Genomic DNA, 24,478 nt, shown 5'->3' with positions numbered 1-24,478 from the left:
CGGCCGCACGACGAGCACGAGGAGGCCGGGTTGACCGGGAGTGGCCTGAAGCAGAAGGTGGCGCGCCTGCGCCAGGCGTACGCGCCGCACGAGCATCGGCCGCTGGAGGGCTACCTGAAGGCGATGGGCACGTACGCGGGTGTGACGGCCGCGCTCGTCGGCCTGGTCCGGGCGACCGGCCGGCCGGTGCCCGAGCGGCCCACGCCGGCGGACGTGGTGCTGCTCTCGATCGCCACGCACAAGCTCAGCCGGCTGCTGTCCAAGGACGCGATCACCAGTCCGCTGCGGGCGCCGTTCACCCGCTACGACCACCCGATCGGCAGCGGCGAGGTGATGGAGCAGGTCCGCGACGAGGGCAGCCCGACCCGGCACGCGCTCGGCGAGCTGGTGAGCTGCCCGTTCTGTCTGGCGGTCTGGGTGGCCACCGGGCTCACCGGCGGCCTGGTGCTGGCGCCCCGGCTGACCCGGCTGGTCGCCACCGCGCTGACCGCGGTGGCCGCCTCCGACTTCCTCCAGATGGGGTACGCGGTCGCCCAGCAGGCGGCCGAGGGCGGTCGCCACGAGGCGTGAGACGTGGACACGGAAAGGGGGCCGGCACGCGCCGGCCCCCTTTCCGTGTCTCCCACCGTCAGGTGGGGGTGGTGCCGTGGTCCTCGCCGGCCCAGCCGCGCGACGCCTCCGGCTCCCGCTCGTCCTCGTCCTCGCCGGTGACGACGTCCCGGTCCACGGCGGTGCGGTCGTGCTCGTTGGCGAAGTCCGGCTCCGGCAGCGTGTCGACGCCCTCCGGGGGCTGGCCGAGCGCCGCCAGGTGCTCGTGGTCGGGGTTGCGGTCGGTCATCTCGCGTCCTCTCGTCGGCGGGGCTCAGGCGACCGTGCCGCCCAGCAGATCGGCCGCCTCGTCCGCCGCGTACTCGCCCTGGGGGAGCGCGGCGATCCGGGTGAGCAGCTCCGCGGGGAGTTCGGCGGCCACCGCCCGGCGGTAGATGTCCGCCTGGGTGATCCGCTCCTGGCCGTGGTAGATGTCGTCGAGCAGGTCGTCCAGCGGCCGCGTGTCGGGCTGCTCGGTCACGGGCGCGTCATCGGTCACGCCGACCACCTACCCGGCACCGAACCGGTCAAACTCGCCCCAACCCCGCTCAGGCCCGGGCCGGGAGCGTGGCCCGGCGGGCCCGGACGGCCTGGGCCAGGTGCTCCAGGACCTCGGCCGTGGTGTCCCAGCCGATGCAGGCGTCGGTGACCGACTGGCCGTACGCCAGCTCCCGGGTCGGGTCCAGGTCCTGCCGGCCGGGCACCAGGAAGCTCTCCAGCATGATGCCGGCGATCCCGCGCTGACCGGCGGCGAGCTGGGCGGCCACGTCGGCGGCGACCAGCGGCTGGTTGCGGTGGTCCTTGCCGCTGTTGGCGTGGCTGGCGTCGACCACCACCCGCTCCGGCAGGCCCGCGGCCCGCAGCAGCTCCAGCGCCCCGGCCACCGACTCCGCGTCGTAGTTCGGCCGGCCGCCCCCGCCGCGCAGCACCAGGTGCCCGTCCGCGTTGCCCCGGGTGTGCATGATCGCCGGGGTGCCGGAGACGTCGATGCCGGGGAACACGTGCGGCACCCCTGCTGCCCGGATCGCGTCCACGGCGGTGGCGATGCTGCCGTCCGGGCGGTTCTTCATGCCGATCGGCATGGACAGCCCGGAGGCGAGCTGCCGGTGCACCTGGCTCTCCACCGTCCGCGCGCCGATCGCGCCCCAGGCCACCGTGTCCGCGATGTACTGCGGGGTGATCGGGTCGAGGAACTCGCAGCCCACCGGCAGGCCCAGCCGCAGCACGTCGAGCAGGAGCGCCCGCGCGGTACGCAGACCGGTGTTCACGTCGCCGGAGCCGTCCAGCGCCGGATCGTTGATCAGGCCCTTCCAGCCCACAGTCGAACGCGGCTTCTCGAAGTAGACACGCATCACCACGAGCAGGTCGTCGGCGACCCGGGCGGCGGCCTCGCGCAGCCGGCCCGCGTACTCCAGGGCGGCGGCCGGGTCGTGCACGGAGCAGGGGCCGACGACGACGAGCAGCCGGTCGTCGGCGCGGTCCAGCACCCGGCCGACGGCACGGCGGCCCGCCACGACGGCCTCGGCCAGCGGGGTGTCGAGCGGCAGGTGGTGGTGCAGCAGGGCCGGGGTGGTCAGCGGCACCACACGGTCGATGCGCTGGTCGATGACCCGATGGGCGTCCTGGGACGTGGTCACGGTGGGGATTCCTTCCGCCGACCGTGCCCCCGTGCCGGGTCCGGGGGATCGAGCCGGCTGCTCGCATACGAAAGGGCAGGGAAAAGAATCCCTGCCCGGCCGGCTCGAAGAGGTGGTGACGTCAGCTCATGGTCGAGTCACCGGCTCCTCCAGCCGGCTGCCTAAACCATCGATACGACCGCGTCACGTCGGCCAGCGTACCCGACGCGCGGCGGAAAGCCCGCTGTCGTTCCGAAGTGCGGAACGCGGGGTATGTGATCGGCATGACCACGAGCCACGACCCGAGTGACCAGGAACGGATCGAGTCCCGAGCGCATCTGCTGCCGGAGGAGGCGGCGGCGGGCAGCGACGACGCCGAGGCGCAGGCCGACGCGATTCTCACCGAGTCCGACATCCGCGAGGCGGACCAGAACGCCGCCCCCGACACGGTGCTGGAGCACCGCACCTCCGAGCAGACCGTCACCCCCGTCGAGCCGCCCGACTGAGCCCGGCGCCCCGGGCCCGGCGGGAACCCCGGTAACTGTCGTTCCGCAGCCGGGCCAGCGGGCCGGCCAGACGCAACCCCGGCGGCACGTTGCCGATCGGGTCGAACGCGAGCGCGGCGTCCTCGGCGGCGCCGCGCTCGTCGTCGAGGCGTACCTCGCCGAACGGCCGCCACCGGCCGACCGCCGAGGCCACCGCCAGCACCAGGCGGGGCTCGTCTGCGGCGACCGCCGCGCCCGCCTCGGCCAGGCCGCGACCCAGGTCGGGTGACTCCGGGTCGGCCAGCACGGCCAGGAACAGCCGCCGCCCGCCGGCCCGGAACGGCATGATCGACGTGTACGTCCCGGTGAAGCGCCGCCGGGGCAGCGGCAGGTTCCGCAGCACCGGCGCGGCGCCGCTGGAACTCCACAGCAGGTCCACCGGCGGCTCCGGGTCGCGGTGCAGCCGTACCGCCACGCCCAGCACGTCCGGCCAGGCACCCGGCGTCGGCACGCCCTTGGACAGGCGGATCGTGGCCGGCCACCGGCCCGGCAGGTCGAGCAGCGGCACCCCGGTCGGCGGTCCCGGCGTACCCCAGATCCGGGTCTCGCCGGCGAACGTGCGCCCGGCCGGGTGCAGCAGCCGGGCGTGCCGGAGCCGGGCCAGCGCGGCGGCGGCGCGCTCGACGGCGGAGGGTGCGGTGGCGGCCATGCCCGCACGGGTACCCCGGCGCGCACCGACGATGCTCCGGCGCGCGTGTCACCTTTCCGCCGCCGGGATCGGATAGCGTCGTCTCATGCCCGACAGCGGTTTCCCCTGGCCGATCGAGACGACCCGACTGGACAACGGCCTGCGCGTGGTGGTGAGCGAGGACCGCACCGCCCCGGCCGTGGCGGTCAACCTCTGGTACGACGTGGGCTCACGCCACGAGCCGGCGGGACAGACCGGCTTCGCGCACCTCTTCGAGCACCTCATGTTCGAGGGCTCGGTGAACGTGGCGAAGACCGAGCACATGAAGCTGATCCAGGGCGCGGGCGGCTCGCTCAACGCGACCACCAACCCGGACCGGACCAACTACTTCGAGACGGTCCCGGCCGAGCACCTGGAACTGGCGCTCTGGCTGGAGGCCGACCGGATGGGCGGGCTGGTGCCGGCGCTGACCCAGGAGACGCTGGACAACCAGCGCGACGTGGTGAAGAACGAGCGCCGCCAGCGCTACGAGAACGTGCCGTACGGCGACGCGTGGCTGCGCCTGCTGCCGCTGCTCTACCCGCCGGGCCACCCGTACCACCACGCGACGATCGGGTCGATGGCCGACCTGAACGCCGCCGACCTGGCCACCTTCCAGGAGTTCCACAGCACCTACTACGCGCCGAACAACGCGGTCCTCACCGTGGTCGGCGACACCGAAGCGGCGGAGGTGTTCGGGCTCGCCGACAAGTACTTCGGCGGCCTGGCCGCGCGGGCCGACATCCCGGCCGCGCCGGACGGCCGCACGGTGCCCGCCACGGGCGCTCCGGCGGTGGAGACGGTCACCGCCGACGTGCCCGCCCCCCGCGTCTACGTCGCGCACCGCACCCACCCGTTCGGCACCCAGGGGTACGACGTGACGACGGTGCTGGCCACGGTGCTCGGCAGCGGCCGGGGCAGCCGGCTCTACCAGCGGCTCGCCGACGGTGAGCGGATCGCCCAGCCGGACCTGGTCGGCGCGTACGGGGTGGACCTGGCGCACGCGCCCGCCCCGCTGATCGCCACCGCCACGGCCCGGCCCGGGGTGAGCGCCGAGCGGCTGCGCGACGGGCTCGCCGAGGTGGTCGACGAGCTGGCCACGGTGCCGGTGACCGCCGCCGAGCTGGACCGCGCCAAGGCACTGCTGAGCACCATGTGGTGGCGGCAGATGTCCACCGTGGACGGGCGGGCGGACACGCTCGGCCGGTACGCCACCCAGTTCGGCGACCCGGCGCGCGCGGCCGACCGGCTGCCGGCCTGGCTCGCGGTGACCGCGGAGCAGATCGCCGAGCAGGCCGCCGAGCTGCTCGGCGCCGCCGACCGGGTGATCCTGACCTACCTGCCCGAGGAGAAGTGATGTCGCTGATCGCCACCCGTCCCGGCCCCGGCACCGCCCGCGCCTACCGGTTCCCGCAGGTGGTCCGGCGGACGGTGGCCGGCGGTCAGGTGGTCGCCGCGCACCTGCCCGGGCAGAACCTCGCCGTCGCGCTGCTGCTGCTCGACGGCGGCGCGGGCCGGGAGCCGGTCGGCAAGGAGGGCCTCGGCGCGGTGCTGGCCAAGGCGCTGGAGGAGGGCACCGCGCAGCGGGACGCCACCGCGTACGCGCTGGCCATCGAGGCGCTCGGCACCGAGCTGTCGACCGGGCTGGACTGGGACTCGTTCCAGGTGAGCGTGCAGGTGCCGGTGGACCGGCTGACCGCCGCCGTGGAGCTGCTGGCCGAGGCGGTCCGTACGCCCCGGCTCGACCCGGCCGACGTGCGGCGCGTACGCGACGACGAGGCGACAGCGCTGCGGATGGACTGGGCCAACCCCGGCCCGCGCGCCGACGCGGTGCTGCGGGCCGAGCTGTTCGGCGCGGAGCACCGGTGGGGCCGCCCGCTCTACGGCGACCCGGACAGCGTGGCCGCGCTCGAGGTCGACGACGTCACCGTCTTCCACTCGGAGTGGTTCATCCGCCCCGGCACGCTCGTCGTCGCCGGTGACCTGGAGCGGATCGACCTGGACGCGCTCGCCGCGACGGCGTTCGCCGGGGCCGGCGGCGGTCCGGTGGAACGCGGCGGCCCGATCGACGTGCCGCTGGCCGGGCAGCGCCGGATCATCCTGGTCGACCGGCCCGGCTCGGTGCAGTCGACGCTGCGGCTCGGCCACCCGTCCCCGCACCGCGCCCACCCGGACCACGTGCCGATGACGCTCGCCGGCACCGTGCTCGGCGGCGCGTTCACGTCCCGGCTCAACCACCTGATCCGCGAGGTGCGCGGCTACACGTACGGGATCCGGGGCGACTTCGCCTCGTCCCGGCGGTTCGGCCGGTTCGCGGTCAGCTCCGGCGTGCAGACCGCGGTGACCGCCCCGGCGCTCGTCGAGTCGGTGGGCGAGATCTCGCGTACCCGGCTCACCGGCGTCACCGAGGACGAGCTGGAGGTGGCGCGCTCCTGGCGGGCCGGGCAGCTCTCGGTCGAACTGCAGAGCCCGCGGGCGATCGCCGCGGCCCTGACCACGCTGGTCGTGCACGACCTGCCGGACGACTACCACGCGCGGCTGCGGGAGCAGCTGCTCGCGGCGACCGTCGAGGACGTCTCCGCCGCCGCGGCGACCTACCTGCACCCCGAGTCGCTGACCATGGTGATCGAGGGGGACGCGGCGGTCATCCGGGACGAGCTGGTCGCCAGCGGTCTCGGCGAGGTGGTCGACCACGCGTGACCGGACGGGGCGGCGGGCCTGTGATTCCCGTCGCCCCGCATCCGCGCGGTGGGAAACGTTTCCCACCCGCACCGCCCGGCTGGGTAGCCTCGCGGGCATGAGGATCGGCATTGTGGGAGCCACCGGCCAGGTCGGTGGCGTCATGCGGCAGGTGCTGGCGGAGCGCGAGTTCCCGGCGGAGCAGGTGCGCCTGTTCGCCTCGGCCCGGTCGGCCGGGCGCACGCTGCCCTGGCGCGACGGCGAGGTCACCGTGGAGGACGCGGCCACCGCGGACTACCGCGGCCTGGACATCGTGCTCTTCTCGGCGGGCAAGGCCACCGCGAAGGAGTTGGCTCCCCGGGTCGCCGAGGCCGGCGCCGTGGTGATCGACAACTCCTCGGCGTTCCGGATGGACCCGCAGGTGCCGCTGGTGGTGGCCGAGGTCAACCCGCACGCGATCGCGGACCGCCCGAAGGGCATCGTGGCCAACCCGAACTGCACCACGATGGCCGCCATGCCGGTGCTGCGCCCGCTGCACGACGAGGCCGGGCTGGTCAGCCTCGTCGTCGCCACCTACCAGGCGGTCTCCGGCGCCGGCCTGGCCGGCGTGGCGGAACTGGACGAGCAGGTACGCAAGGTGGCCGAGGACGCCGCCGGGCTCGCCTTCGACGGGTCGGCGGTCCAGTTCCCGGCGCCGCGCTCGTTCGCCCGCCCGATCGCGTTCAACGTGCTCCCGCTCGCCGGCTCGATCGTCGACGACGGCTCGTTCGAGACCGACGAGGAGCAGAAGCTGCGCAACGAGAGCCGCAAGATCCTGGAGATCCCCGGCCTCAAGGTCTCCGGCACGTGCGTGCGCGTCCCGGTCTTCACCGGCCACTCGCTGCAGATCAACGCCCGGTTCGCCCGGCCGATCGACCCGGCCCGGGCCCGCGAACTGCTCGACGGCGCGCCCGGCGTGGCGCTGCGCGACGTGCCGACGCCGCTGGAGGCGGCCGGGCAGGACCCGACGTACGTCGGCCGGATCCGGGCCGACGAGACCGTCGAGCACGGGCTCGCGCTGTTCTGCGCCAACGACAACCTGCGCAAGGGCGCGGCGCTGAACGCCGTGCAGCTCGCCGAGCTGGTCGCTGCCGAGCGCTGACCCCGCGGGCGTCCGTGCCGGGCCACCCGGCACGGACACCCGCTCAGCGGGTATGCCCGCCGGGTCGCCGGCCGCCCGCGCCGGCAGGCGGAGGTGCGGATGACGGCCGAAGGGGACACCGAAGCCGCCGGGATGCGTTCGGACACGGGCCGGGCGATCGGGTTCAGCGACGCGGTCTTCGCCATCGTCATCACGCTGCTGGTGCTCGACCTGCGGGTGCCCGAGACGGCGCCGGGCGGGATGCTGCGCGCGCTGCTCGACCAGTGGCCGGTCTACCTCGCCTACGTCACGTCCTACCTGTACGTGGCGGTCAACTGGCTGAACCACAAGGGGACGTTCCACCGGGTCCGCTGCGCCGACCGGGGACTGCACTGGGCGAACCTCGGCGTGCTGTTCAGCGTGGCACTGCTGCCGTTCGTCACCGCGCTCGTCTCCCGCGCCGTAGAGGAGGGCGACGTCTTCGACGAGCGGGTCGCCGTGTCCGCGTACGCGCTGGTCGGCGTGATCCTGTCGGTGACCTGGCTGTGGCTCTACCACTACCTGAGCCGGCACCGGGAACTGCTGGAGGCGCACGTCCCCGCCCGGTTCTTCGAGGCCGAACGCGTCCGGGCGCTGCTCGGCGTGCTCGCGTACGCGATCGCCGGTCTGGTGGGCGTGCTGCTGAGCGTGCCGGCGGCGCTGGTGGTGCTCCTGCTGCTGCCGATCTTCTACGGGCTGTCCAGCAACGGCTTCTACGACCTGCGCCGGCGCCTGCGCCACCGGCGGTGACGCCGGCGTTACCCCGCCTGCGGCGGCGGGTAGACGGCCGTGCCGACACCGAGAGGGGAAGCACCATGACAACGGTCGGAGAGTTCATGACGACCCGGTTGGTGACGATGGACGGCAACGACACGCTCATCGCCGCGGCGCAGGAGATGCGCGACAGCGCCATCGGCGACGTGGTGGTGACCGACGGCGACGACGTGGTCGGCATCGTGACGGACCGGGACATCACGGTACGGGGCGTGGCCGAGAACATGGACCCCACCGCCACCCGGCTCAACCAGATCACCAGCAAGGACGTGGTGACGGTGAGCCAGTACGACGACGCGGTGGCCGCCGCCGACCTGATGCGCACGTACGCGGTCCGCCGCCTCCCGGTGGTCGACGACGGCCGCCTGATCGGCCTGATCTCGATGGGTGACCTGGCGGTGGAGCGGGAACCCCAGTCGGTGCTCGCGGACATCAGCGCCGACGACCCCAACAACTGACCTGTCCGCCGCGATGACGCCGGCTCCCGGTTCGGGGGCCGGCGTCGCGCGTGCGCGCGGTGGCGCCGCGTTCACCCGCTTCGGGCGAGGTTGGCGCCGGATCGGGTGGGGACACGGCCCACGGACAGGGAGACCGCGGACGCGGGAGGAGTCGCCCGGATGGTGGACATGACCACGAGATTCTTCGAGGACCTGGATCGGCGGGGGTTCGAGCCCCTGCTGGTCAAGACATCCGGAACGCTCCGCTTCGACCTGCACGAGGGTCCGCACACCACGCACTGGCTGCTGGAGATCGATCACGGCAAGCTGCGGGTCCGGCAGGAGGACGGCGAGGCGGACACGGTGGTGGGCACCGAGCCGCGCCTGTTCGCCGAGCTGGTCGGTGGTGAGGAGAACGCCATCGCGGCGCTGCTGCGCGGCGACATGACTGTCGTCGGCGACCTGCGGCTCGTGCTTCAGGTCGAGCGGGTCTTCCCCGGCCCGCCGGACTCCCGGGGACCGCACCACACGTTCGGCGGGAGGGGTGCCTGATGCCCGGCAGCGGCAACACCGTCCGGATCCTGGACGGCAACACGTTCGTGGTCAGCGAGGACACCGGCGACATCGAGGCCACCCCGAGCGAGCCGACCGGCCTGTTCTCGCTCGACACGCGCTACCTGTCGAAGTGGGTGCTCACCGTCAACGGCGAGCGCCTCAACGCGCTGTCCTACGACGACCTCCAGTACTACGAGGCCCGGTTCTTCCTGGTGCCCGGCATGGCCACGCACTACGTCGACGCGAAGCTGTCGGTCATCCGGGAACGGGCGGTCGGCGGCAGCTTCCGCGAGACGCTGACCATCCTCAACCACGACGAGAAGCCGGTCGACCTGGAGATCCGGATGGACGCCGGGTCCGACTTCGCCGACCTGTTCCAGGTCAAGGACGAGATCCTGAACAAGAAGGGCGAGCACTACGCCGAGGCCGAGTCGGACCGGCTGCGCCTGGGCTACCGGCGCGGCAACTTCCGGCGCGAGACGCTCGTCTCCGCCAACCAGCCGGCCCGCTACGACCAGCGTGGCTTCGCCTGGAGCATCCGGCTGGAACCCAACGAGCAGTGGGACGCCGTCATCGACGTGCAGACGTTCGCGATCGGCCCGGGCGGCCGGGACCTGCGGATGGGGCTGCGCGCGCACGGCACCGAGCGGCTCGCGCTCCAGCACGACCTGGAGGAGTGGATCAGCCGGGCCCCGAAGCTGAACAGCGAGCACGAGGAACTCGCCGCGACGTACCGGCGGAGCCTCGTCGACCTCGCGGCGCTGCGCTTCTCGCCGCTGTCGCTGGGCGGGCAGACGCTGCCGGCGGCCGGCCTGCCCTGGTTCATGACCATGTTCGGCCGGGACAGCATCCTCACCTGCCTGCAGGTGCTGCCGTTCGCGCCGGAGATGTCGAAGACCACGCTGCGAATCCTCGGCGCGCTCCAGGGCACCCGGTTCGACGACTTCCGGGACGAGGACCCGGGCCGGATCCTGCACGAGATGCGGTACGGCGAGACCGCGGCGTTCGAGGAGCAGCCGCACTCGCCGTACTACGGCTCGGTGGACGCGACGCCGCTGTTCGTGGTGCTGCTCGACGAGTACGAGCGGTGGAGCGGCGACGGCGCGCTTGTGAAGGAGCTGGAACAGGAGTGCCGGTCCGCGCTGAAGTGGATCGACGACTACGCCGACCTGCTCGGCAACGGCTACATCTGGTACGAGCGGCGCAACACCGACACCGGCCTGGAGAACCAGTGCTGGAAGGACTCGTGGGACTCCATCTCGTACGCCGACGGCACGCTGCCGCCGTTCCCCCGTGCCACCTGTGAGGTGCAGGGGTACGCGTACGACGCGAAGACACGGGCCGCACGGATGGCCCGGCTGTTCTGGGGCGACCCCGCGTACGCCGATCAGCTGGAGCGCGAGGCGGCGGAGCTGAAGCGGCGCTTCAACAACGACTGGTGGGTCGCCGACCGCGGCTTCTACGCGCTCGCGCTGGACCCGGACGGGCGTCAGTGCGACGTGCTCAGCTCCAACATGGGTCACCTGCTGTGGAGCGGGATCGTGGACGACGAGCGGGCGCCGAAGGTCGCCGAGCATCTGGTCGGTCCCCGGCTCTGGTCCGGCTGGGGGGTGCGGACGCTGGCCGAGGGCGAGGTCCGCTACAACCCGATCGGCTACCACAACGGCACGATCTGGCCGTTCGACAACTCGTTCGTCGCCTGGGGTCTGCGCCGGTACGGCTTCGCCGAGGAGGCCGCCACGGTCGCCAACGGCATCCTCGACGCGGCCACCTACTTCGACGGCCGGCTGCCGGAGGCGTTCGGCGGCTACCAGCGCGAGCTGACCAAGTTCCCGGTGGAGTACCCGACCGCGTGCAGCCCGCAGGCATGGTCCACCGGTGCGCCGCTGCTGCTGTTGCGCACCATGCTCGGGCTGGAGCCGCACGAGCAGCACCTGGCTGTCGACCCGCGGCTGCCGGTGGGCATGGGACGGATCGAGGTGCTTGACATCCCGGGCCGGTGGGGCCGGGTGGACGCGTTCGCCAGGGGCCGGCTCGACCTCGAGGAACTGGCCGACTGAGCCCGGTCAGTGCCCGGGCGGCGACGCGTCGTGCGCCTCGTTCGGCGGGAGCAGGCAGAACTCGTTACCTTCCGGGTCGGCCAGCACGGTCCAGCGCGGCAGCTCACGCACGACCGTCGCGCCCGCCTCCAGCACCGCGGCCCGCTCCTCGGCGTCGCCGACCAGGTCCAGGTGGATCCGGCCGGGCTCCGGCAGCGTCTCGGCCGGGCTGATCCACAGGTCCGGGCGCCGCCCGTGCGGGTCGCGCAGCAGCACCGCCTCCGTCGGCGCGAGCGTGCCCTCGGCGAGCTTCACCCGGTCGGCCTCGACCACCGGCAGCCCGGTGACCGCACTCCAGAACGGGGCGAGCAGGTAGGGGTCGCGGCAGTGGATGACGATCGCGGCGAGGTCGGGCATGCCTCGAACCTAGTCGCCCGCGCCTGCGGGCAGGACGCTGTCCAGGAACGCGGCGGCGGCCGCGAGCAGGTCGGGACGGGCCAGGTCGAGCGCGTGACCGCCGTGTGTGAGCCACAGATGCACCGGGTGACCGGCGGCGAGCAGCCGGCCGGTCAGCTCCACCGGCTGGGCGGCCGGCACTGCCACGTCGTCGCGGCCCTGCACCAGCAGCACCGGCACGCCGGAGCCGATGTGGGTGGCGACTGTCGCGCCGACGGTGGCCGGGTCGCCGGCGGCCGGCGGGTGGCCCAGCAGGTCGGTCCACGGGTCGTCGCCGGGGGCGCGCCGGCGCCGCTGCTCCGGGTCGAGCGGGTCCACGGGGGCCCAGTACGCGAGCACGCCCGCCACGTCGCCGGGCCGGTCCACCCCGCGCAGGCCGAGCTGAAGGGCCAGCATCCCGCCGGCCGAGTCACCGGCCACCAGCAGCGGCAGGCCGCCCGCCGCGGCCCGGGCGGCCCGGGCCGCGTCGCGGACGTCGTCGAGCTGGGCGGGCCAGCGCGCCTGGTGGGAGAACCGGTACGTGGCCTCGACCACGCGCAGCCCGAGCGACGCGAGGGCCGCCCCGTCCTCCTCGGCGCGGGCCCGCCAGCCTCCGCCGTGGATCCAGAGCAGCACCGCGCGTTCGGTCATGACGCCATCGTCGCCGCACCCGGGGCGGTGCGCGACCCGGGTCTGCCGAGGGCAGATCGGCCCTACGGTCGCGTAACCTACTCGGGGTAAAGTTCTGCCATGTCGGAACTCGTGTACCCACCTGTGATCACCGCCGCGAAGACGATGTTCCGGCTGCTCGACCTGCGCCTGGATGTTTCCGGCAGCGAGCACGTGCCGCACAGCGGCGGCGCGGTGCTCGCGTCCAACCACGTGAGCTACCTGGACTTCATCTTCTGCGGCTACGGCGCGCACCCGGCGAAGCGGCTGGTCCGGTTCATGGCGAAGGACAGCGTCTTCCGGCACCGCGTCTCCGGTCCGCTGATGCGCGGCATGAAGCACATCCCGGTGAACCGGGCCGCCGGCGCCGGCTCGTACGCCGCAGCGGTTAGTGCGCTGCGCCGGGGCGAGGTGGTCGGCGTCTTCCCGGAGGCGACGATCAGTCGTTCCTTCGTGGTGAAGGACCTGAAGAACGGCGCGGCCCGGATGTCGCAGGAGGCGGGCGTGCCGCTGCTGCCGGTCGCGCTCTGGGGCACCCAGCGGCTGTGGACCAAGGGCCGCCCGCGCACGCTGACCCGCCGGCACACGCCGATCACCATCATCGTCGGCGAGCCGATGGACCCGGCCGCCTACCCGGACGCCACGGTCATGACCGCCGACCTGCGGACCCGCCTGTCGGCGCTGGTCGACCGGGCCCAGCGGGAGTACCCGGACAAGCCGTCCGGCCCCGACGACAGCTGGTGGCAGCCGGCTCACCTGGGCGGCAGCGCGCCGACCCCGGAGGAGGCGGTCGAGCTGGACCGGTCCGAGCGCCGCACCCGCAGCGCGTCCTGACCGCGCCCTCGCCCTACTGCGCGGGAGATCTTGGTACGAAAGGGCCCGCATAGGGGCCGTTTCCTACCAAGATCTACGCCGGGTTCCCGACGTGGGTCGTCAGCAGGCGGAGCCGGGCTGGTCGTGGGCGGGGAAGCCGGACCACGACCAGGGCGACGCCTCGGCCTCCGCCGGACGGTAGTAGTCGTCGCGGGACAGGAACTCCACCGGCAGCGAGCCCGGCAGCGTCACAGTGCCCAGCGTCGGGCCGGGGGAGGCGGCCACCCGGACGGCGAGCACGTCCCGCTCCGGCGGGGACAGGTCCACCAGTTCGGCGTTCGCCAGCCGGAAACCGGCCACCGCGCGGCGTACCTGCCGGGCCAGCGCGGCCACCTGACCGACCGGGCCGGTCAGCGCCAGCGCCGGCTGCCGGATGGTGCGCAGCGCGTCGCAGACGATGCGCAGCTCGGCGGTGCCGTCGCCCACCTCGGCCAGTTCCAGCCGGGACGGCCACTGCCAGCGGATCTGCCCGCTGACCAGGCGGGACAACCGGACCGGACGCCGGTGCCGGGGGGCCGCCCGGCCGTCCCGCCCGGAGACCACCGACAGGTCCGAGCCGGTGCAGACGTACGCCAGCCGGCGCTCGGTCACGGTGATCGTCGCCGGTGCCGGCAGCGACCAGCAGCGGACGTCCTCGGTCGGGCCGAGCAGGTGACCGGCGACGCGCAGGCAGTGCTGGCCGAGCAGGCGTTCGCCCGGCTCGGGCACCAGCTCGTAGCGCCGGTCGAGCACGGGACGGGTGGGGTCGCCGTCGGCGTCGAACCGATGCGGCCCGACGAAGAAAGGTGTGGCGTCCTCCGGCACGGTACGACCTCCCGGTGACGGTTGGCGGTACCGGTGAGCGTGCCCGGTTCCTGGGGTGACTGTCATGACACCTGTTAGGGGGTCGGCCGGTCGGCCGACGCCTGCGACCGGTAGATGCCGATATCTTCCGGTCGGACGAGTCCGTCCTCGATCGCCCGGGCGAGCAGCGCCGCCTTCGTGGCGGCCGGACGGCCCGCTCGGGTGTACTTGATCCGCGCACGGTCGACGTACTGCTTCACCGTGTGCTCACTGATCTGCATCCGGCGCGCCACCGACGCCTTCGACATCGACTGGAACCACAGCAGCAGCGCCTCGCGCTCCTTGTCCGACAGGGACGGACGATCCGGGCGGGCGTCCCCGACCATCGCTCCGGCCAGCGCCGGCGGCACGTACGGCCGGTCGCTCGCCGCCGCCAGCACCGTCGCCACGCAGTGCTCGCGTCCCTCGTGCTTGGCCAGGAACGCGACCGCCCCGGCGTCCAGCGCGGCGAGCATGGTCTGCGGGTCGCTGTGCTCGGAGTAGACCACCACCCGGCGCCCGGCTGCGCTCAGCTCGGCCAGCTTGCCCAGCACCATCCGGCCGTGCAGGCGCAGGTCGAGCAGCACCACCTCGGCGTCCGGCGCGGCCCGCAGCACCTCGTCCGGGTCGTCGCCGGTGGCCAGCACCCGCAACCGCGGTTCGCCGGCCAGCCAGGCGCGCACCCCGTCGATCACCACCGGATGGTCGTCCACTATCGCCACCCCGATCGGGGTTCCGGCGTTCACGTCCGCCGCCAGCGGGTCTGCGTCCATCTGATCTCCCCGTCCCGCTCGTGCAGGTGTTCCACCGGCCCGTCCCCGCCGGTCGCCGGCTCGTCCGGGCCGTCGTGATCCGGTGTTACCAGGCTGACCACCACCTCGTCCTGGCCTGCCACCACGGTGAGCCGGGCCCAGCCCTCGGCGGCGGCGAGCGTCGCGGTGAGCGGGTCGGCCAGCCCGCGCCGGATCTCCACCGGCAGCTCCGGTGGCGTGCCGACCGACACCAGGTCGATCGGCAGTCCGTTGCGTTCGGCCAGGTCGGCCGCCGCGCGCAGTTCGTGCAGCAGCGCGTCCGGCACGTCGTCCGACTCGGCGATCAGTCGGCGCAGCCGGGCCGCGGCCAGCACCGCGCGCCGCCGTACCGCCGGGTCGGCCGGGTCGGCGTCACCCGCCGCCAGCCCGGCCAGCACCTCCTCGGCGGTGCCGCTGACCAGCGCCAGGCGCGCCTGGCGCTCGGTGCGGGCCCGCTCGGCCGCCTCCTGCTCAGCGGCCACGGCGAGCGTCGCCGCCGCGGTGGCCGCCCGGTCCCGGGCCTGCGCGGTGAGCGCCGCCGCGCCGACGAAGACCGCCACCGGCAGGGTGGAGGTGCCGTAGACGTACATCGCGGCGCGGCTCAGGTCGGCCGGTGCGGTCGCGCCGTACAGCACCACCGCCGCCAGCGCGATCGTGCCGTGCGCGGCGAGCATGAGCAGCAGCCAGCGCACCGGCCGCCGCCAGAGCACCAGCAGGAAGAACCAGGCCAGGCCGCCCCACACCCAGTTGGCGGTGCTGAACAGGAACCGGTCGCCGGCCCCCGCGACCACCGCCGCGTCCACCCCCAGCAGCGCCACTGCCAGCGGCCCGGCCGGCGGCAGCCCGCCGCGCAGCAGCCGTACCCCGGCTCCGACCCCGACCAGCGCGGTCACCAGCCAGCCCGCGGCCACCACGGCCGGGAAGGCCATTCCCGGCCCGGCCCGCAACACGGCGGGCAGCGCGACCGCCAGGTGCCAGGTCGCCGCGATGACGATCGCGGCGATCCGCGCGCCACCGTCGGACGCGTCGGCCACCGCGTGCGCCTCCGGCGGGGCGGTGGCCGTTCCGGAGCGCGTCGCCACCCGCGGCCGGGGCAGCGGGCGCAGCGCGTGGCCGGCCGTCACCGCCGTACCCGACTCACTCGCCATCGGACCACTCCAGCCGAATCCGGGTGCCGGCGCCAGGGGCGGAGGTCACCACCGCCCGACCGCCCACAGTGCTCATCCGGCCGTGGATCGACTCGCGCAGCCCGTACCGGTGCGCCGGGACCGTGGACGGGTCGAAACCGGGGCCGTCGTCGACCACCTCGACCACGACGGCGCCGCCCTCGCGGGCCAGGCGCAGCGACGCGGCCGCGCCCGGCGCGTGCCGCGCCACGTTCGCCAGCGCGGCGGCGGCGCTGTCGGCGAGCGCCGTGGCGACCTCCGCCGGCAGCCGGCACGGCGCGAGCGTCGCGGTCACCGCCGGCCCGGGCGTCGCGGCGAGCACCTCACGCAGCCGTTCGTCCAGGTCGGCCTCACCGGCCGCGGTCGCGGTCCGCGCACCCGCAAGGGCGGTGAGGGTACGCAGATCGTCCGCGCACCGCTCGCGCAACGTCGCCGAGTCGGGTACGGCACCGAGGCCGACCATGGTGAGCGTGCCCAGGACGGTGTCGTGCAGGTCGCGGTTCTGCCGCCGTTCGTCCTCGCGGGCGGCGCGCGCCACCACCGCCTCGTGGGACAGCCGCTGGTAGTCGGCGAACGCGGCGTCGGCGCGGGCGATCCGGCGGCGCATCACCGCCGTCATCACCGCCGCGCTGCCGGTCTGCACCAGCAGTGTGCCGGCGTGCGCCCGAGCCTCGGCCGGGTTGCCGGCCAGCACGGTGCCGGTGACGTACGCGGCGGTGACCAGCAGGCCGGCCGGCACGGACCAGCGGGCCGGGGCGGTGGCCTGCGCGTTGATGACTGTCGAGCTGGCCAGCACCGCGATCCAGCTCGCCTCACCCGGCAGCACCTCCGGCGCGACGAGCCACGGTACGGCGAGTGCGGCGGCGGTGGTCAGCGCCACGTCACCGGCGACCAGCGCGCCGCCGATGCCGTGCCGCAGCGCGCGGAACGCGTACCAGACCGACCAGGCGGTGAGCACGGCGACGGCGGGGATCAGCAGCGCCACCCGCACCGGCGGCGTACGCACCGACAGCGCGACGATCGCGCCGACCAGACCACAGGTGAGCCGCAGCAGCGCGGGCAGGGTCGTGAAGATCAGGCTGAACGCGTCACCCGCCGGGCGGGCCAGCGTGGGCCGGGGCAGGGGCATGGCGGCAGCGACCGGCATCGGGGAGATGTCCTTCCGGTTGCGACCCGGCCGGGTCCGCGCGGCATAGATTGACGCTGGAGAATAACATGGTTTGTCGCAACTGGTCACCCTTGGTGCTTGACGAGTTTCGCTCCGGCGTAAAGCAGCCGGCCGTCCGGCCCGGCGGTCAGCGGCGCGCTACGGCGAGCAGGTGAGCGCTGGCGCCGAGGATCGCGGCGTCCCGCTCGAACGTCTCGGCGCAGGCCACCGCGTCGGCGAACAGCCGCTCGTCCGGCCCGGTGCCGAGCGCGTTCAGCACCGGCCACAGCGGACCCTCCACCCCGTACACCTGCGGGTTGGGCAGGCCCGCCGCGACGAACTCGGCCGCCAACTCCTCCGGGCGGTGGAAGAACGCGGTGGTGAAGCCGGTGCGTGGATCGTTCACCCCGGTCTCGTACTCGGCGCGCAGCAACTGCCGGTTGTCGTCGTCCAGGCGGCCCTGCACGGTCAGGTCGATCAGCGCGGCGTGACGGCTGATCGCCGCCGCCACGATCGTTCCGCCCGGCCGGGTCACCCGCGCCGCCTCGCGCAGCGCGGCCACCCGGTCGGCCTGCCGCGGCAGGTGGTAGAGCGGTCCGAGCAGCAGCGTCGCGTCCGCCGCCGCGTCGGGCGCGGGCAACGCGCGGGCGTCACCCACCGACGCGGCGACAAGGGGGTACGCCGACCGCGCCGCCGCCACGTGCGCGGGCACCAGGTCGACCAGGTGCACCCGGTAACCGGCCGCGGCGAGCGGACCCGCGTACGCCCCGGGACCACCGCCGACGTCCAGCACGTCGGCCGGTGCGGCGGGCAGCAGGCGGGCGAGCAGATCCCGGGTACGTCGTGCCTCCAGCCGGCCCTGCGGCGACCCTTCCAGCCGGTCGGCCTCGACGTAGACCTCGGTGTAGTAGCGACTGACGTCCGGCTCGGGTGGACGGTGTGCGGGCATCAACCGATGGTCGTCGAGAAGCGGAACCAGGGCATCCGGATTACGGTTGCCCGCGTTCCCTACCCTGCGGGGTATGGCATACCAGCCGGCCATGGTGCCGCCGAAGAAGTCCAAGCGAACCCTCTTCATCGTGCTCGGCGTGGTGCTGGCGATCTGCTGCTGCGGCGGTGTGCTCAGCGGCTTCTTCCTCTTCCGGGCCGTGCAGGAAGCCACCGGCCCGGCGCGGTCCACAGCGGAGACGTTCGCCGAGGCGATCGTCGACCGCGACTATCCGGCCGCGTACCGGCAGCTCTGCACCCGCGTACGCGACCGGGTCAGCGAGGCGGACTTCACCCGGCAGCAGTCCTCCCAGCCGGAGTTCACCGGCTACGAGATCACCGGGCTCAACGTGTCCAACAACAACGGCCGGGTGAGCGGGGCGACGACCATCCGCTTCACCCCGGCGGTCGGCACCAACGTGACGCAGTCGTTCCCGATGGTCAAGGAGGACGGGGAGTGGCGGATCTGCGAGTGAGCGGGTAGCGGGCCTCCGCGCGTACCTGATCCACTTGTCGCATGGCCTCACCTTCCACCGCACCGCTCCCGCCGGCCGTCGCGGACCGGCTCGCCCGTGACCGCAACGTCTGGCTCTGCACGCTGCGCCGGGACGGCTCACCGCACATGACGCCGGTGTGGTTCGTCTACGCCGACGGCGTCTGGTGGATCGGCTGCGAGGCACGCAGCGTCAAGGCCCGCAACGTGGCGGCCGACCCCCGCGTCTCGCTCGCCCTGGAGGACGGCGTCCACCCGGTCGTCGCGGAGGGTGTCGCCCGACTGCACCGTGCCGACTTCCCGCCCGCGATCGTGGCGGCGTTCGCCGAGAAGTACGGCGGCTGGGACATCCGGCAGCCGGTCACGCCGGACGGGGAGCGGGTGCTGCTGGAGGTCCCCGTCCGGCGGTGGCTGCTCGCCGGCCGGGCACGCTAGTCCCCGGAGAACCCCCAGAAGTAGAGCTCGTTCGGGGCACCCGCCTCGTCGTGCAGCACGGCGTACCGGCCGAACCAGCGCTGCTCGGCCAGCGGCTCGAGCGCCTCGACGTGAGCGCGGGTCGGCCTCGCGACGCCCACGCGGGCGAGCGCCTCGGCCTCGGTCACCCGCTGGAGCGTCCCGAAGTCGGGCTCCTCGCCGTCGTCCAGCACCCACGTCATGTCCAGGATGGAGTGGGTGCCGGACTCCTGTACACGCTCGTCGCCGCCACGTCCGGCGGCGCACGCGATCATGCCGGAGACCACCGACGAAACCGGCGGGTCAACGCGCCCAGGATTCCTGTGCCACCCTCTGCGCCATGCGTCTGTCGCCAAGCCTGGGAGTCGCCGCGGCCGTGGCCGGCCTGCTGTCGGTCGGAGCGGCACTGCTCGCCATGCCGGAGGCGTCGCTTCTCTGGGCCGTGGTCACGCTGGCGGCGCTGGCCGGCCACGCGCTCGCCGCCTCCGGTACGCCCCGGGTGCGGTGGAGCGTCGCCGCCGGCGCCGGGCTGTTCGCCCTGGTGGCAGCCGCGAACCTGCTCTGGCACCGGGAACGGGTGGCGGATGCGGGCGAGCCGCTGGGGAGCCAGGCGGCGACGCGGACGTACCTTGTGGAGAGCCTGCGGGAGGGCCTGGACCAGCAACGCCTGACCGCGTGGGGCTTGGCTCTCGGCGTACTCCTGCTTTCCGTTGCCGTGCCGGCGTCGCCGGCACGCGGCGGACGGCGGGGTGTGGTGACGACGGTCCTGGCGGTGGCCGTGCTCGTCTGGTGCGGGCTGAGCGTGGCGGCGACGCCCGGCGACCCGCCGCTGCCCGAGCTGCTCCTGGCGCTGCAGCCGGCGTTGCTCGCCGCGCTCGTGACCGCCGGGGTGCTGGCGTCGTCCGGATGGCGGGGTGACCGGCGCGGGCTCCTCACGGCGGGGATGGTCCTGCTGGCGGTGGTCGCCGTGCGGGCCTGCGCGGATCTCGCCTCCACGTGGGCGAGTTGGTGGGCGTTTGTCGAGCCCGCCAGGGACGCCTTCCTGCAACCGGGATTCATGGTGAGCGTGGGTGGCTCGGCGGGAGGTGCCCTTGAGGTGTCCTCGGCAGTGGAGACGGCTGTCGCTCTCGGCGGCGCGGGACTGGCGGTAGTCGGCGTGCTGCGTGCCTCCCGCGAGAACGCCCGTCCGTAGTCTCCCCCCTTGCGCGGGTGGTCGCGCCTACGGGTGCGAATCGGTGATCGCGATGACCTCGTCGAGGCGGTCCAGCGCGGCCCGGAGATCGTCGACCTTGGCCTGGATGCGCTCGCGCTCGGCGCGCAGCATGGCCCGCTGTGCGGGGTCGGTGTGCCCGGAGTCCCAGCACGGCAGGAGTTCCGCGATCCGGCTGCTGGTCAGGCCAGCGGCGTACATCTGCTGGATGAAGCGCACCAGCGTGACCGTGTCCGGCCGGTAGAGGCGCTGGCCGGACGCGCTGCGCCGGGGGAAGAGAAGGCCCTGCTCCTCGTAGTAGCGCACGGCGCGCACCGAGACGCCGGCGTCGCGCGCCACCTCACCGATGCGGATCAGCGGCTCGGTCACGGTGACCCCTCTCACCCCGGTCCCGGCGATCAACACTTGCCTCTGACGTCAACGTCAGGTTTTAGCGTACCGGGCATGGACATCAACGACTCGATCGCCCTCGTCACCGGAGCCAACCGCGGCCTGGGCCGCGCCTTCGCCCAGCGCCTGCGCGAACGCGGCGCCCGCAAGGTCTACGCGACCGCACGCCGGCCGGAGACCGTGGGCCTGCCCGGCGTCGAGGTGCTGCCGCTGGACATCACCAGTCCCGCATCCGTACGGGCCGTCGCCGCTGCCGCCCCGGACGTCACGCTGCTCGTCAACAACGCCGGGATCCAGACCGGAACGGACCTGGTGACCGGTTCGCTTACCGCGGTGCGGCACGAGGTGGACACCAACGTGCTCGGCCACCTGGAGATGATCCGCGCGTTCGCGCCGGCACTCGCCCGCAACGGCGGAGGCGCGATCGTGAACGTGCTCTCCGCCATGTCGTGGTTCGGGACCAGGGGCGCAGGCGCGTACCACCTGACCAAGGCCGCCGCGTGGGCGATGACGAACGGCGTACGCCTGGAGCTCGCCGACCAGGGCACGCTCGTGACGGCGGTACACCTCGGGCTGGCCGACACCGACATGTCCGCCGGCTGGCCCGTCGACAAGATCGCGCCGTCCGATCTGGCCGACGCGGCACTCGACGGCGTCGAGGCCGGTGCCGCCGAAGTCCTCGCCGACCAGTGGAGCCGCGACGTCAAGTCCCGGCTGACGCTGACCCCGGAGGAGTTCAACGACGCGATGGACCGCGCCCTGGCGGCGCTGGCGGCGGCCTGAGGTGTCTCAGCCAAGCCCGTCCGTCGGGTCGTAATCGCGGACGGGGCCGGCTGTACTGTCCCGCCGTGGCCGCGTTCGACGCGGAGCTGCCGGCCGTCGTCGGCCGGAGTCGCTGCGCGAAGCGGTCGCCGTCAACCGGCCAGGTGGCCGGTGGCTCGCAGCAACGCCCGGGAGAAGCGGTTGAGATCGGCGTCGGATAGTTGCGGCCGGGTGAACCAGTCCAGCTCGCTGATCTCCTCGTGGTCGGGGATCGGCTCTCCGTCGGCGATCGTCGCCTGGTAGACCGCGGTGACGTAGGCGACCCGGTCGCCGTTGGGGTAGGTCACCTCGTAATCGGGGCCGCCGAGCACATCCAGCAGCCGCGGCCGGCTGATCCGCACGCCGACCTCCTCTCGGATCTCACGCACAGCCGCCTGGGCCGGGGACTCTCCGATGTCGACAGCGCCGCCGGGTACCGCCCACCCGTTCCCGTCCTCGGCATGACGTACGAGCAGGATCCGTGCGCGATCGTCGACGACGACGACCGAGACCGACGGCATCTGGATCAACTCGTGGCCGATCATCGTCCGGAGCCGGGCCAGGTGCGGGGAGATGACCATCAGGGCACGGTACGGTCCGTCGGGGCCGGCTGCAGCTGTCAATTCGGCGACCCTGAGATTCGGTGCTCGCGTGCTTCACTGTCGAGCATGAGGTGGCGGACGGGCCGGAGTGTCGCGACTGCCCTGGCGGCCATCGTGGCGATGGTCTCGGTCATCGCCTGGCAGCGGTGGCAGAACCAGCCGCCGTACGGCCCCGAGGCGCTGGCTCTCCGGTCCTCGCTCAGCTTCGTGACGAACGAGGAGGCCCAGGCCGCACTCGGTGAGAACGGATCCGCTCCGTTCGCCTCCGGACGTGACCAGTTGGTGCTCGGCCGGCTCTTCTGGCAGACCCCGCCCCGGCCACTCGACGGCGGCTACTTCGCGGTCTTCCTCATCGACAAGCGCACCGACTCCAAGCCAGCGGTCTTCGGCGTGGCCGCTCCACAGGCGGCCGTCGGCATCGGCAGCGCGGGCATCGAGCACCGGATCGCCGAGCGCTACTCCTGGCTCCGTGGCGCTGGTGACGCCACGTTCGGGGACGACGAGTGGCGGAGCAACGGCAGCAGGCTGCATGTGGCAGACGAGAAGGCATCCCCGGTCACCTTCGTCGCGCTCTTCCCGTACGCCGAGAAGCCTGAGCCGGAGATGTCGACGGCGACCGCTCCGGTCCAGATGTCCGACCTGCTGCTGGCCCTCGTCTACATGGGTTCGGACGGGCAGGTGTACTGGGCGCAGCGGCTCCAAGGCTAGGCCGATGGCCCGGGGGCGTGTCGAACCTGCGGCCTCGGGACGGAGGGAGATCGCGGAGCGTTTAGAGTCCAGGCTGTGGATCTCGTCGGCTGCGCAGAGGGGGTGCTCGACCTTCGGGCGCTTGATCTCGGCAACGCGCGGTCGGCGTCAGATCCGGATGCCCGAGTCAGGCACACCGGTATTCGCTCGGGCGACTCCGCTCTCTGCGGTCCCGAATGACGACCTTGCCGGACCCGCCGGTGTTGGCGCAGTCCGGGCCGTGCACGTCGAGGGTGGCGATATCGGCTGTGATCGCGGCCGAGCCGAAGTAGGCGGGATCGAGGACGAAGGCCACACGGGTACCGGCTCCGACGGGAGCGGAGAACTCCGCAGGTGGCTCGACCGGCCGCAAGCCGACGAGGCGCTGCCGAAAGCCGTGGCCGTGTCGCCAGACTTCGACAGTGGTCTGCGAACTCACTGCCGCCGCGGCGGCGCTCGACCAGCGCTCGCTGGTGAGCAGAGAGTCGTAGTAGCCGAGCCTCGGCATGCCCCGGCCGGTCAGGACGTCAGCCTGATCGTCGGTCACCGAGAAGACGAGATCAGCGGTGATCTCCGCTACGACATCGGGCGTGTGGCTCGCGGCGACAGTGGCTGCCGGATGAAACGCGTGCCCCACGACCGCGCACAGCACCCGAGTCGCCAGACGCGGATCGTCCCTGCCTACCCCGAAATACATGCCGGGCCGCTCGCGTACGGAATCGTCGAACTCCATGACCCTGATCTTCGCGAGGCTGTAGTCAGGCTCCGTCACGCCACCCACGCTATCCAGGCAAGGTACGCGCGGCTATCGGCATGACACGACGTCTCGTGTTCGGCTGACTTGGCTGCACGAGGGCTGCGGTGATCGTCTTGACCGAGAGCTAAAAGCCGCCCACCTGCGGTGGTGAGGGTGCGCCCGGCAGGATTCGAACCTGCGGCATTGGGGCTAGAAGAAGTTCGTGGATGGCTGGTCGGGCGGCTGTGCCCCTGGTCCGCCCCGTCCGTGGTTGTCGGGCGACGCCGCCCCTCATGATCTGCAACCGTTGCTGTCGACCGCTGCTAGAGGCAGATCCAGCAGTAGATGCTTTCCCCGCTCGTGCGTGCTCTGCGAGCCAGCCCAACGAACTCCCGCAGGCGCGACAGCATGATCTCCGGCTGCGTGTCGCTGTAGTGGGACAGCTCCTCGATGTGTGACCACCGATCGGCCAGGCCCGGCATGCTGTCGTCCGGGATTTCGGCAAGCGCGTCCCGGGCGCGTTCGCTGAGTACGACGACCCAGGGTCCTTCGTACTCAGGGTCCTGACCGGCGCCGTCCGGCCAGATAAGTCGTTCCCCGATTAGGTCGGCCTCCCACGGCGCGTCAAGGGCGAACGAGACGACCTTGCCGAGGACGACGGGCGGGTCGATCCCCTTGCCGTCTACGGCATCCACGACGGCAGAATCTCCCTCTCGCACCACCGGGCCGCCATCGGTATCGGCCATCAGCTTTGCGACAGCCTCGTCGTCCGAAGCGCGGAAGTAGTCGTAAAGAACCCCCACAGGAGCCTCCCGGTCGGTTGCCATGCCGCCCACTCCTAGGGCGATCGAGAGAACATATAACCCGGCCGTCCGGGGAGGCTGGTAGCCCTTGTGGTGCCCGGCGAGGGGAGCCGCGGCGGCATCTCTGAGGGCCGGGGTTCGGGGCAGAGCACCCGAGGTCTTCATGCTCTTGTCGTCCGTCAGCGTGGCCGGCCGGCCCGGCCGATGCCGGCCGGAGGTCGCCAGCAGGCCGGGGCCGGGCCGGCGCGGGCCGCGTGCGGGCCCCCATGTACCCCCTCGACGCTGACGCCCGGGGCTTCAACCGCGCCAAAGGCG

At 73.2% G+C, this 24,478-nt stretch carries 31 protein-coding genes; 15 read left to right on the top strand and 16 right to left on the bottom strand.

Translation table 11 applies throughout. The features are described from left to right. The first annotated feature begins 30 nt into the window (after positions 1–30). On the top strand, positions 31–570 hold the full coding sequence (locus SM452_RS00155; RefSeq protein ID WP_013288145.1) for a DUF1360 domain-containing protein: 540 nt from the start codon (positions 31–33) through the stop codon (positions 568–570). A 58-nt stretch (positions 571–628) separates the two neighbouring features. On the opposite strand, the gene SM452_RS00150 is transcribed toward SM452_RS00155, so the two are convergent. From SM452_RS00150 to SM452_RS00140, 3 genes are read right to left on the bottom strand one after another with little or no spacing between them, the layout of a single operon-like run. Further along, positions 629–838, bottom strand: coding sequence for a hypothetical protein (locus tag SM452_RS00150; protein ID WP_030502248.1), 210 nt, complete (start codon positions 836–838; stop codon positions 629–631). A gap of 24 nt (positions 839–862) precedes the next feature. Then, the gene (locus tag SM452_RS00145; protein WP_018786980.1) at positions 863–1,096 is read right to left on the bottom strand and encodes a hypothetical protein; all 234 of its coding nucleotides are present in this window, start codon (positions 1,094–1,096) and stop codon (positions 863–865) included. Positions 1,097–1,136: 40 nt separating this feature from the next. Then, positions 1,137–2,234, bottom strand: a complete 1,098-nt coding sequence (locus tag SM452_RS00140) for a 3-deoxy-7-phosphoheptulonate synthase (protein WP_355508995.1) — start codon at positions 2,232–2,234, stop codon at positions 1,137–1,139. A gap of 254 nt (positions 2,235–2,488) precedes the next feature. On the opposite strand from SM452_RS00140, the gene SM452_RS00135 reads away from it, so the two are divergent. Continuing rightward, on the top strand, positions 2,489–2,710 hold the full coding sequence (locus tag SM452_RS00135; RefSeq protein WP_013288141.1) for a hypothetical protein: 222 nt from the start codon (positions 2,489–2,491) through the stop codon (positions 2,708–2,710). Here the strand turns inward: SM452_RS00135 and SM452_RS00130 are convergent. Further along, positions 2,685–3,398 carry a phosphodiesterase gene (locus tag SM452_RS00130; protein WP_463839129.1) on the bottom strand — a complete coding sequence of 238 codons (714 nt, stop codon included), beginning with the start codon at positions 3,396–3,398 and terminating at the stop codon, positions 2,685–2,687. The two genes, SM452_RS00135 and SM452_RS00130, sit on opposite strands and share 26 nt — an antisense overlap. Before the next feature lie 85 nt (positions 3,399–3,483). On the opposite strand from SM452_RS00130, the gene SM452_RS00125 reads away from it, so the two are divergent. The 7 genes from SM452_RS00125 to SM452_RS00095 all read left to right on the top strand — a co-directional run bounded on the left by SM452_RS00125 (position 3,484) and on the right by SM452_RS00095 (position 11,080). Next, positions 3,484–4,773: a M16 family metallopeptidase gene (locus SM452_RS00125; protein WP_463839128.1), complete on the top strand. Its 1,290-nt coding sequence runs from the start codon at positions 3,484–3,486 to the stop codon at positions 4,771–4,773. Further along, the gene (locus SM452_RS00120; protein ID WP_463839127.1) at positions 4,773–6,116 is read left to right on the top strand and encodes a M16 family metallopeptidase; all 1,344 of its coding nucleotides are present in this window, start codon (positions 4,773–4,775) and stop codon (positions 6,114–6,116) included. Before SM452_RS00125 ends, SM452_RS00120 begins: the two co-directional genes overlap by 1 nt. 97 nt (positions 6,117–6,213) lie before the next feature. Continuing rightward, positions 6,214–7,236 carry an aspartate-semialdehyde dehydrogenase gene (locus tag SM452_RS00115; protein ID WP_262014090.1) on the top strand — a complete coding sequence of 341 codons (1,023 nt, stop codon included), beginning with the start codon at positions 6,214–6,216 and terminating at the stop codon, positions 7,234–7,236. A gap of 99 nt (positions 7,237–7,335) precedes the next feature. After that, positions 7,336–8,004 (top strand): TMEM175 family protein, encoded by a 669-nt coding sequence (locus tag SM452_RS00110; RefSeq protein ID WP_262014091.1) that lies wholly within the window; start codon positions 7,336–7,338, stop codon positions 8,002–8,004. Between the two features lie 65 nt (positions 8,005–8,069). Next, positions 8,070–8,486 carry a CBS domain-containing protein gene (locus tag SM452_RS00105; RefSeq protein WP_262014092.1) on the top strand — a complete coding sequence of 139 codons (417 nt, stop codon included), beginning with the start codon at positions 8,070–8,072 and terminating at the stop codon, positions 8,484–8,486. 159 nt (positions 8,487–8,645) lie between these two features. Next, positions 8,646–9,017: an SCP2 sterol-binding domain-containing protein gene (locus SM452_RS00100; protein ID WP_194800684.1), complete on the top strand. Its 372-nt coding sequence runs from the start codon at positions 8,646–8,648 to the stop codon at positions 9,015–9,017. After that, positions 9,017–11,080: an amylo-alpha-1,6-glucosidase gene (locus SM452_RS00095; protein WP_262014093.1), complete on the top strand. Its 2,064-nt coding sequence runs from the start codon at positions 9,017–9,019 to the stop codon at positions 11,078–11,080. Before SM452_RS00100 ends, SM452_RS00095 begins: the two co-directional genes overlap by 1 nt. Before the next feature lie 6 nt (positions 11,081–11,086). Here the strand turns inward: SM452_RS00095 and SM452_RS00090 are convergent, their stop codons facing one another. After that, a complete protein-coding gene (locus SM452_RS00090) occupies positions 11,087–11,476 on the bottom strand; it encodes a VOC family protein (protein WP_194800686.1) in 390 nt (129 codons plus the stop codon). Positions 11,477–11,485: 9 nt separating this feature from the next. After that, entirely contained in the window at positions 11,486–12,145 is a 660-nt protein-coding gene (locus SM452_RS00085; protein ID WP_262014094.1) for an alpha/beta hydrolase, read from the bottom strand. A gap of 99 nt (positions 12,146–12,244) precedes the next feature. On the opposite strand from SM452_RS00085, the gene SM452_RS00080 reads away from it, so the two are divergent. Then, entirely contained in the window at positions 12,245–12,997 is a 753-nt protein-coding gene (locus SM452_RS00080) for a lysophospholipid acyltransferase family protein (protein WP_262014095.1), read from the top strand. 99 nt (positions 12,998–13,096) lie between these two features. Here SM452_RS00080 and SM452_RS00075 read toward each other — a convergent pair whose 3' ends face one another. From SM452_RS00075 to SM452_RS00055, 5 genes are all read right to left on the bottom strand, one after another. After that, positions 13,097–13,840, bottom strand: a complete 744-nt coding sequence (locus SM452_RS00075; protein ID WP_262014096.1) for a hypothetical protein — start codon at positions 13,838–13,840, stop codon at positions 13,097–13,099. Between the two features lie 74 nt (positions 13,841–13,914). Further along, on the bottom strand, positions 13,915–14,631 hold the full coding sequence (locus SM452_RS00070; RefSeq protein WP_355508970.1) for a response regulator transcription factor: 717 nt from the start codon (positions 14,629–14,631) through the stop codon (positions 13,915–13,917). Further along, positions 14,601–15,797, bottom strand: a complete 1,197-nt coding sequence (locus SM452_RS00065; protein ID WP_463839126.1) for a hypothetical protein — start codon at positions 15,795–15,797, stop codon at positions 14,601–14,603. Before SM452_RS00065 ends, SM452_RS00070 begins: the two co-directional genes overlap by 31 nt. After that, on the bottom strand, positions 15,787–16,962 hold the full coding sequence (locus SM452_RS00060; RefSeq protein WP_463839125.1) for an ATP-binding protein: 1,176 nt from the start codon (positions 16,960–16,962) through the stop codon (positions 15,787–15,789). The genes SM452_RS00065 and SM452_RS00060 overlap by 11 nt, the downstream gene beginning before the upstream one ends. Before the next feature lie 148 nt (positions 16,963–17,110). Further along, positions 17,111–17,911 carry a class I SAM-dependent methyltransferase gene (locus tag SM452_RS00055; protein ID WP_355508975.1) on the bottom strand — a complete coding sequence of 267 codons (801 nt, stop codon included), beginning with the start codon at positions 17,909–17,911 and terminating at the stop codon, positions 17,111–17,113. A gap of 73 nt (positions 17,912–17,984) precedes the next feature. Between SM452_RS00055 and SM452_RS00050 the strand changes: the two genes are divergently transcribed. Next, positions 17,985–18,425 carry an Rv0361 family membrane protein gene (locus tag SM452_RS00050; protein WP_194800693.1) on the top strand — a complete coding sequence of 147 codons (441 nt, stop codon included), beginning with the start codon at positions 17,985–17,987 and terminating at the stop codon, positions 18,423–18,425. 41 nt (positions 18,426–18,466) lie between these two features. Further along, positions 18,467–18,877 carry a TIGR03618 family F420-dependent PPOX class oxidoreductase gene (locus tag SM452_RS00045; RefSeq protein ID WP_262014100.1) on the top strand — a complete coding sequence of 137 codons (411 nt, stop codon included), beginning with the start codon at positions 18,467–18,469 and terminating at the stop codon, positions 18,875–18,877. Here the strand turns inward: SM452_RS00045 and SM452_RS00040 are convergent. Next, complete coding sequence (locus SM452_RS00040; protein ID WP_355508977.1) at positions 18,874–19,170, bottom strand: hypothetical protein; 297 nt, start codon at positions 19,168–19,170, stop codon at positions 18,874–18,876. The genes SM452_RS00045 and SM452_RS00040 overlap by 4 nt on opposite strands. 65 nt (positions 19,171–19,235) lie before the next feature. Between SM452_RS00040 and SM452_RS00035 the strand changes: the two genes are divergently transcribed. Continuing rightward, positions 19,236–20,087 carry an aminopeptidase gene (locus tag SM452_RS00035; RefSeq protein ID WP_463839124.1) on the top strand — a complete coding sequence of 284 codons (852 nt, stop codon included), beginning with the start codon at positions 19,236–19,238 and terminating at the stop codon, positions 20,085–20,087. Between the two features lie 27 nt (positions 20,088–20,114). Here SM452_RS00035 and SM452_RS00030 read toward each other — a convergent pair whose 3' ends face one another. Beyond that, a complete protein-coding gene (locus SM452_RS00030; protein ID WP_128138284.1) occupies positions 20,115–20,474 on the bottom strand; it encodes a MerR family transcriptional regulator in 360 nt (119 codons plus the stop codon). 75 nt (positions 20,475–20,549) lie between these two features. On the opposite strand from SM452_RS00030, the gene SM452_RS00025 reads away from it, so the two are divergent. Beyond that, on the top strand, positions 20,550–21,278 hold the full coding sequence (locus SM452_RS00025; RefSeq protein ID WP_463839123.1) for an SDR family oxidoreductase: 729 nt from the start codon (positions 20,550–20,552) through the stop codon (positions 21,276–21,278). Positions 21,279–21,409: 131 nt separating this feature from the next. On the opposite strand, the gene SM452_RS00020 is transcribed toward SM452_RS00025, so the two are convergent. After that, positions 21,410–21,877 carry an NUDIX domain-containing protein gene (locus SM452_RS00020; protein ID WP_262014104.1) on the bottom strand — a complete coding sequence of 156 codons (468 nt, stop codon included), beginning with the start codon at positions 21,875–21,877 and terminating at the stop codon, positions 21,410–21,412. 87 nt (positions 21,878–21,964) lie between these two features. Here SM452_RS00020 and SM452_RS00015 point away from each other — a divergent pair, with 87 nt between their 5' ends. Next, a complete protein-coding gene (locus SM452_RS00015; RefSeq protein ID WP_262014105.1) occupies positions 21,965–22,606 on the top strand; it encodes a hypothetical protein in 642 nt (213 codons plus the stop codon). A gap of 166 nt (positions 22,607–22,772) precedes the next feature. Here the strand turns inward: SM452_RS00015 and SM452_RS00010 are convergent, their stop codons facing one another. After that, positions 22,773–23,396: an ATP-binding protein gene (locus SM452_RS00010; protein ID WP_355510990.1), complete on the bottom strand. Its 624-nt coding sequence runs from the start codon at positions 23,394–23,396 to the stop codon at positions 22,773–22,775. 287 nt (positions 23,397–23,683) lie between these two features. After that, positions 23,684–24,187 (bottom strand): hypothetical protein, encoded by a 504-nt coding sequence (locus SM452_RS00005; RefSeq protein ID WP_366626339.1) that lies wholly within the window; start codon positions 24,185–24,187, stop codon positions 23,684–23,686. Positions 24,188–24,478 lie beyond the last annotated feature (291 nt).

It is taken from the genome of Micromonospora sp. SYSU B005 (assembly GCF_055362685.1).
Note: the sequence above shows the minus strand (reverse complement) of the source record. Positions and strands in the feature narration are given on the sequence as shown.

Excerpts from the sequence above, each read along its gene's own strand:
- SM452_RS00150 (WP_030502248.1), bottom strand. The coding sequence starts at position 838 with ATGACCGACCGCAACCCCGACCACGAGCACCTGGCGGCGCTCGGCCAG.
- SM452_RS00135 (WP_013288141.1), top strand. The coding sequence starts at position 2,489 with ATGACCACGAGCCACGACCCGAGTGACCAGGAACGGATCGAGTCCCGA.
- SM452_RS00130 (WP_463839129.1), bottom strand. The coding sequence starts at position 3,398 with ATGGCCGCCACCGCACCCTCCGCCGTCGAGCGCGCCGCCGCCGCGCTG.
- SM452_RS00125 (WP_463839128.1), top strand. The coding sequence starts at position 3,484 with ATGCCCGACAGCGGTTTCCCCTGGCCGATCGAGACGACCCGACTGGAC.
- SM452_RS00120 (WP_463839127.1), top strand. The coding sequence starts at position 4,773 with ATGTCGCTGATCGCCACCCGTCCCGGCCCCGGCACCGCCCGCGCCTAC.
- SM452_RS00115 (WP_262014090.1), top strand. The coding sequence starts at position 6,214 with ATGAGGATCGGCATTGTGGGAGCCACCGGCCAGGTCGGTGGCGTCATG.
- SM452_RS00110 (WP_262014091.1), top strand. The coding sequence starts at position 7,336 with ATGACGGCCGAAGGGGACACCGAAGCCGCCGGGATGCGTTCGGACACG.
- SM452_RS00105 (WP_262014092.1), top strand. The coding sequence starts at position 8,070 with ATGACAACGGTCGGAGAGTTCATGACGACCCGGTTGGTGACGATGGAC.
- SM452_RS00100 (WP_194800684.1), top strand. The coding sequence starts at position 8,646 with ATGGTGGACATGACCACGAGATTCTTCGAGGACCTGGATCGGCGGGGG.
- SM452_RS00095 (WP_262014093.1), top strand. The coding sequence starts at position 9,017 with ATGCCCGGCAGCGGCAACACCGTCCGGATCCTGGACGGCAACACGTTC.
- SM452_RS00090 (WP_194800686.1), bottom strand. The coding sequence starts at position 11,476 with ATGCCCGACCTCGCCGCGATCGTCATCCACTGCCGCGACCCCTACCTG.
- SM452_RS00085 (WP_262014094.1), bottom strand. The coding sequence starts at position 12,145 with ATGACCGAACGCGCGGTGCTGCTCTGGATCCACGGCGGAGGCTGGCGG.
- SM452_RS00080 (WP_262014095.1), top strand. The coding sequence starts at position 12,245 with ATGTCGGAACTCGTGTACCCACCTGTGATCACCGCCGCGAAGACGATG.
- SM452_RS00070 (WP_355508970.1), bottom strand. The coding sequence starts at position 14,631 with ATGGACGCAGACCCGCTGGCGGCGGACGTGAACGCCGGAACCCCGATC.
- SM452_RS00065 (WP_463839126.1), bottom strand. The coding sequence starts at position 15,797 with ATGGCGAGTGAGTCGGGTACGGCGGTGACGGCCGGCCACGCGCTGCGC.
- SM452_RS00060 (WP_463839125.1), bottom strand. The coding sequence starts at position 16,962 with ATGCCGGTCGCTGCCGCCATGCCCCTGCCCCGGCCCACGCTGGCCCGC.
- SM452_RS00055 (WP_355508975.1), bottom strand. The coding sequence starts at position 17,911 with ATGCCCGCACACCGTCCACCCGAGCCGGACGTCAGTCGCTACTACACC.
- SM452_RS00050 (WP_194800693.1), top strand. The coding sequence starts at position 17,985 with ATGGCATACCAGCCGGCCATGGTGCCGCCGAAGAAGTCCAAGCGAACC.
- SM452_RS00045 (WP_262014100.1), top strand. The coding sequence starts at position 18,467 with ATGGCCTCACCTTCCACCGCACCGCTCCCGCCGGCCGTCGCGGACCGG.
- SM452_RS00040 (WP_355508977.1), bottom strand. The coding sequence starts at position 19,170 with ATGATCGCGTGCGCCGCCGGACGTGGCGGCGACGAGCGTGTACAGGAG.
- SM452_RS00035 (WP_463839124.1), top strand. The coding sequence starts at position 19,236 with ATGCGTCTGTCGCCAAGCCTGGGAGTCGCCGCGGCCGTGGCCGGCCTG.
- SM452_RS00025 (WP_463839123.1), top strand. The coding sequence starts at position 20,550 with ATGGACATCAACGACTCGATCGCCCTCGTCACCGGAGCCAACCGCGGC.
- SM452_RS00020 (WP_262014104.1), bottom strand. The coding sequence starts at position 21,877 with ATGGTCATCTCCCCGCACCTGGCCCGGCTCCGGACGATGATCGGCCAC.
- SM452_RS00015 (WP_262014105.1), top strand. The coding sequence starts at position 21,965 with ATGAGGTGGCGGACGGGCCGGAGTGTCGCGACTGCCCTGGCGGCCATC.
- SM452_RS00005 (WP_366626339.1), bottom strand. The coding sequence starts at position 24,187 with ATGGCAACCGACCGGGAGGCTCCTGTGGGGGTTCTTTACGACTACTTC.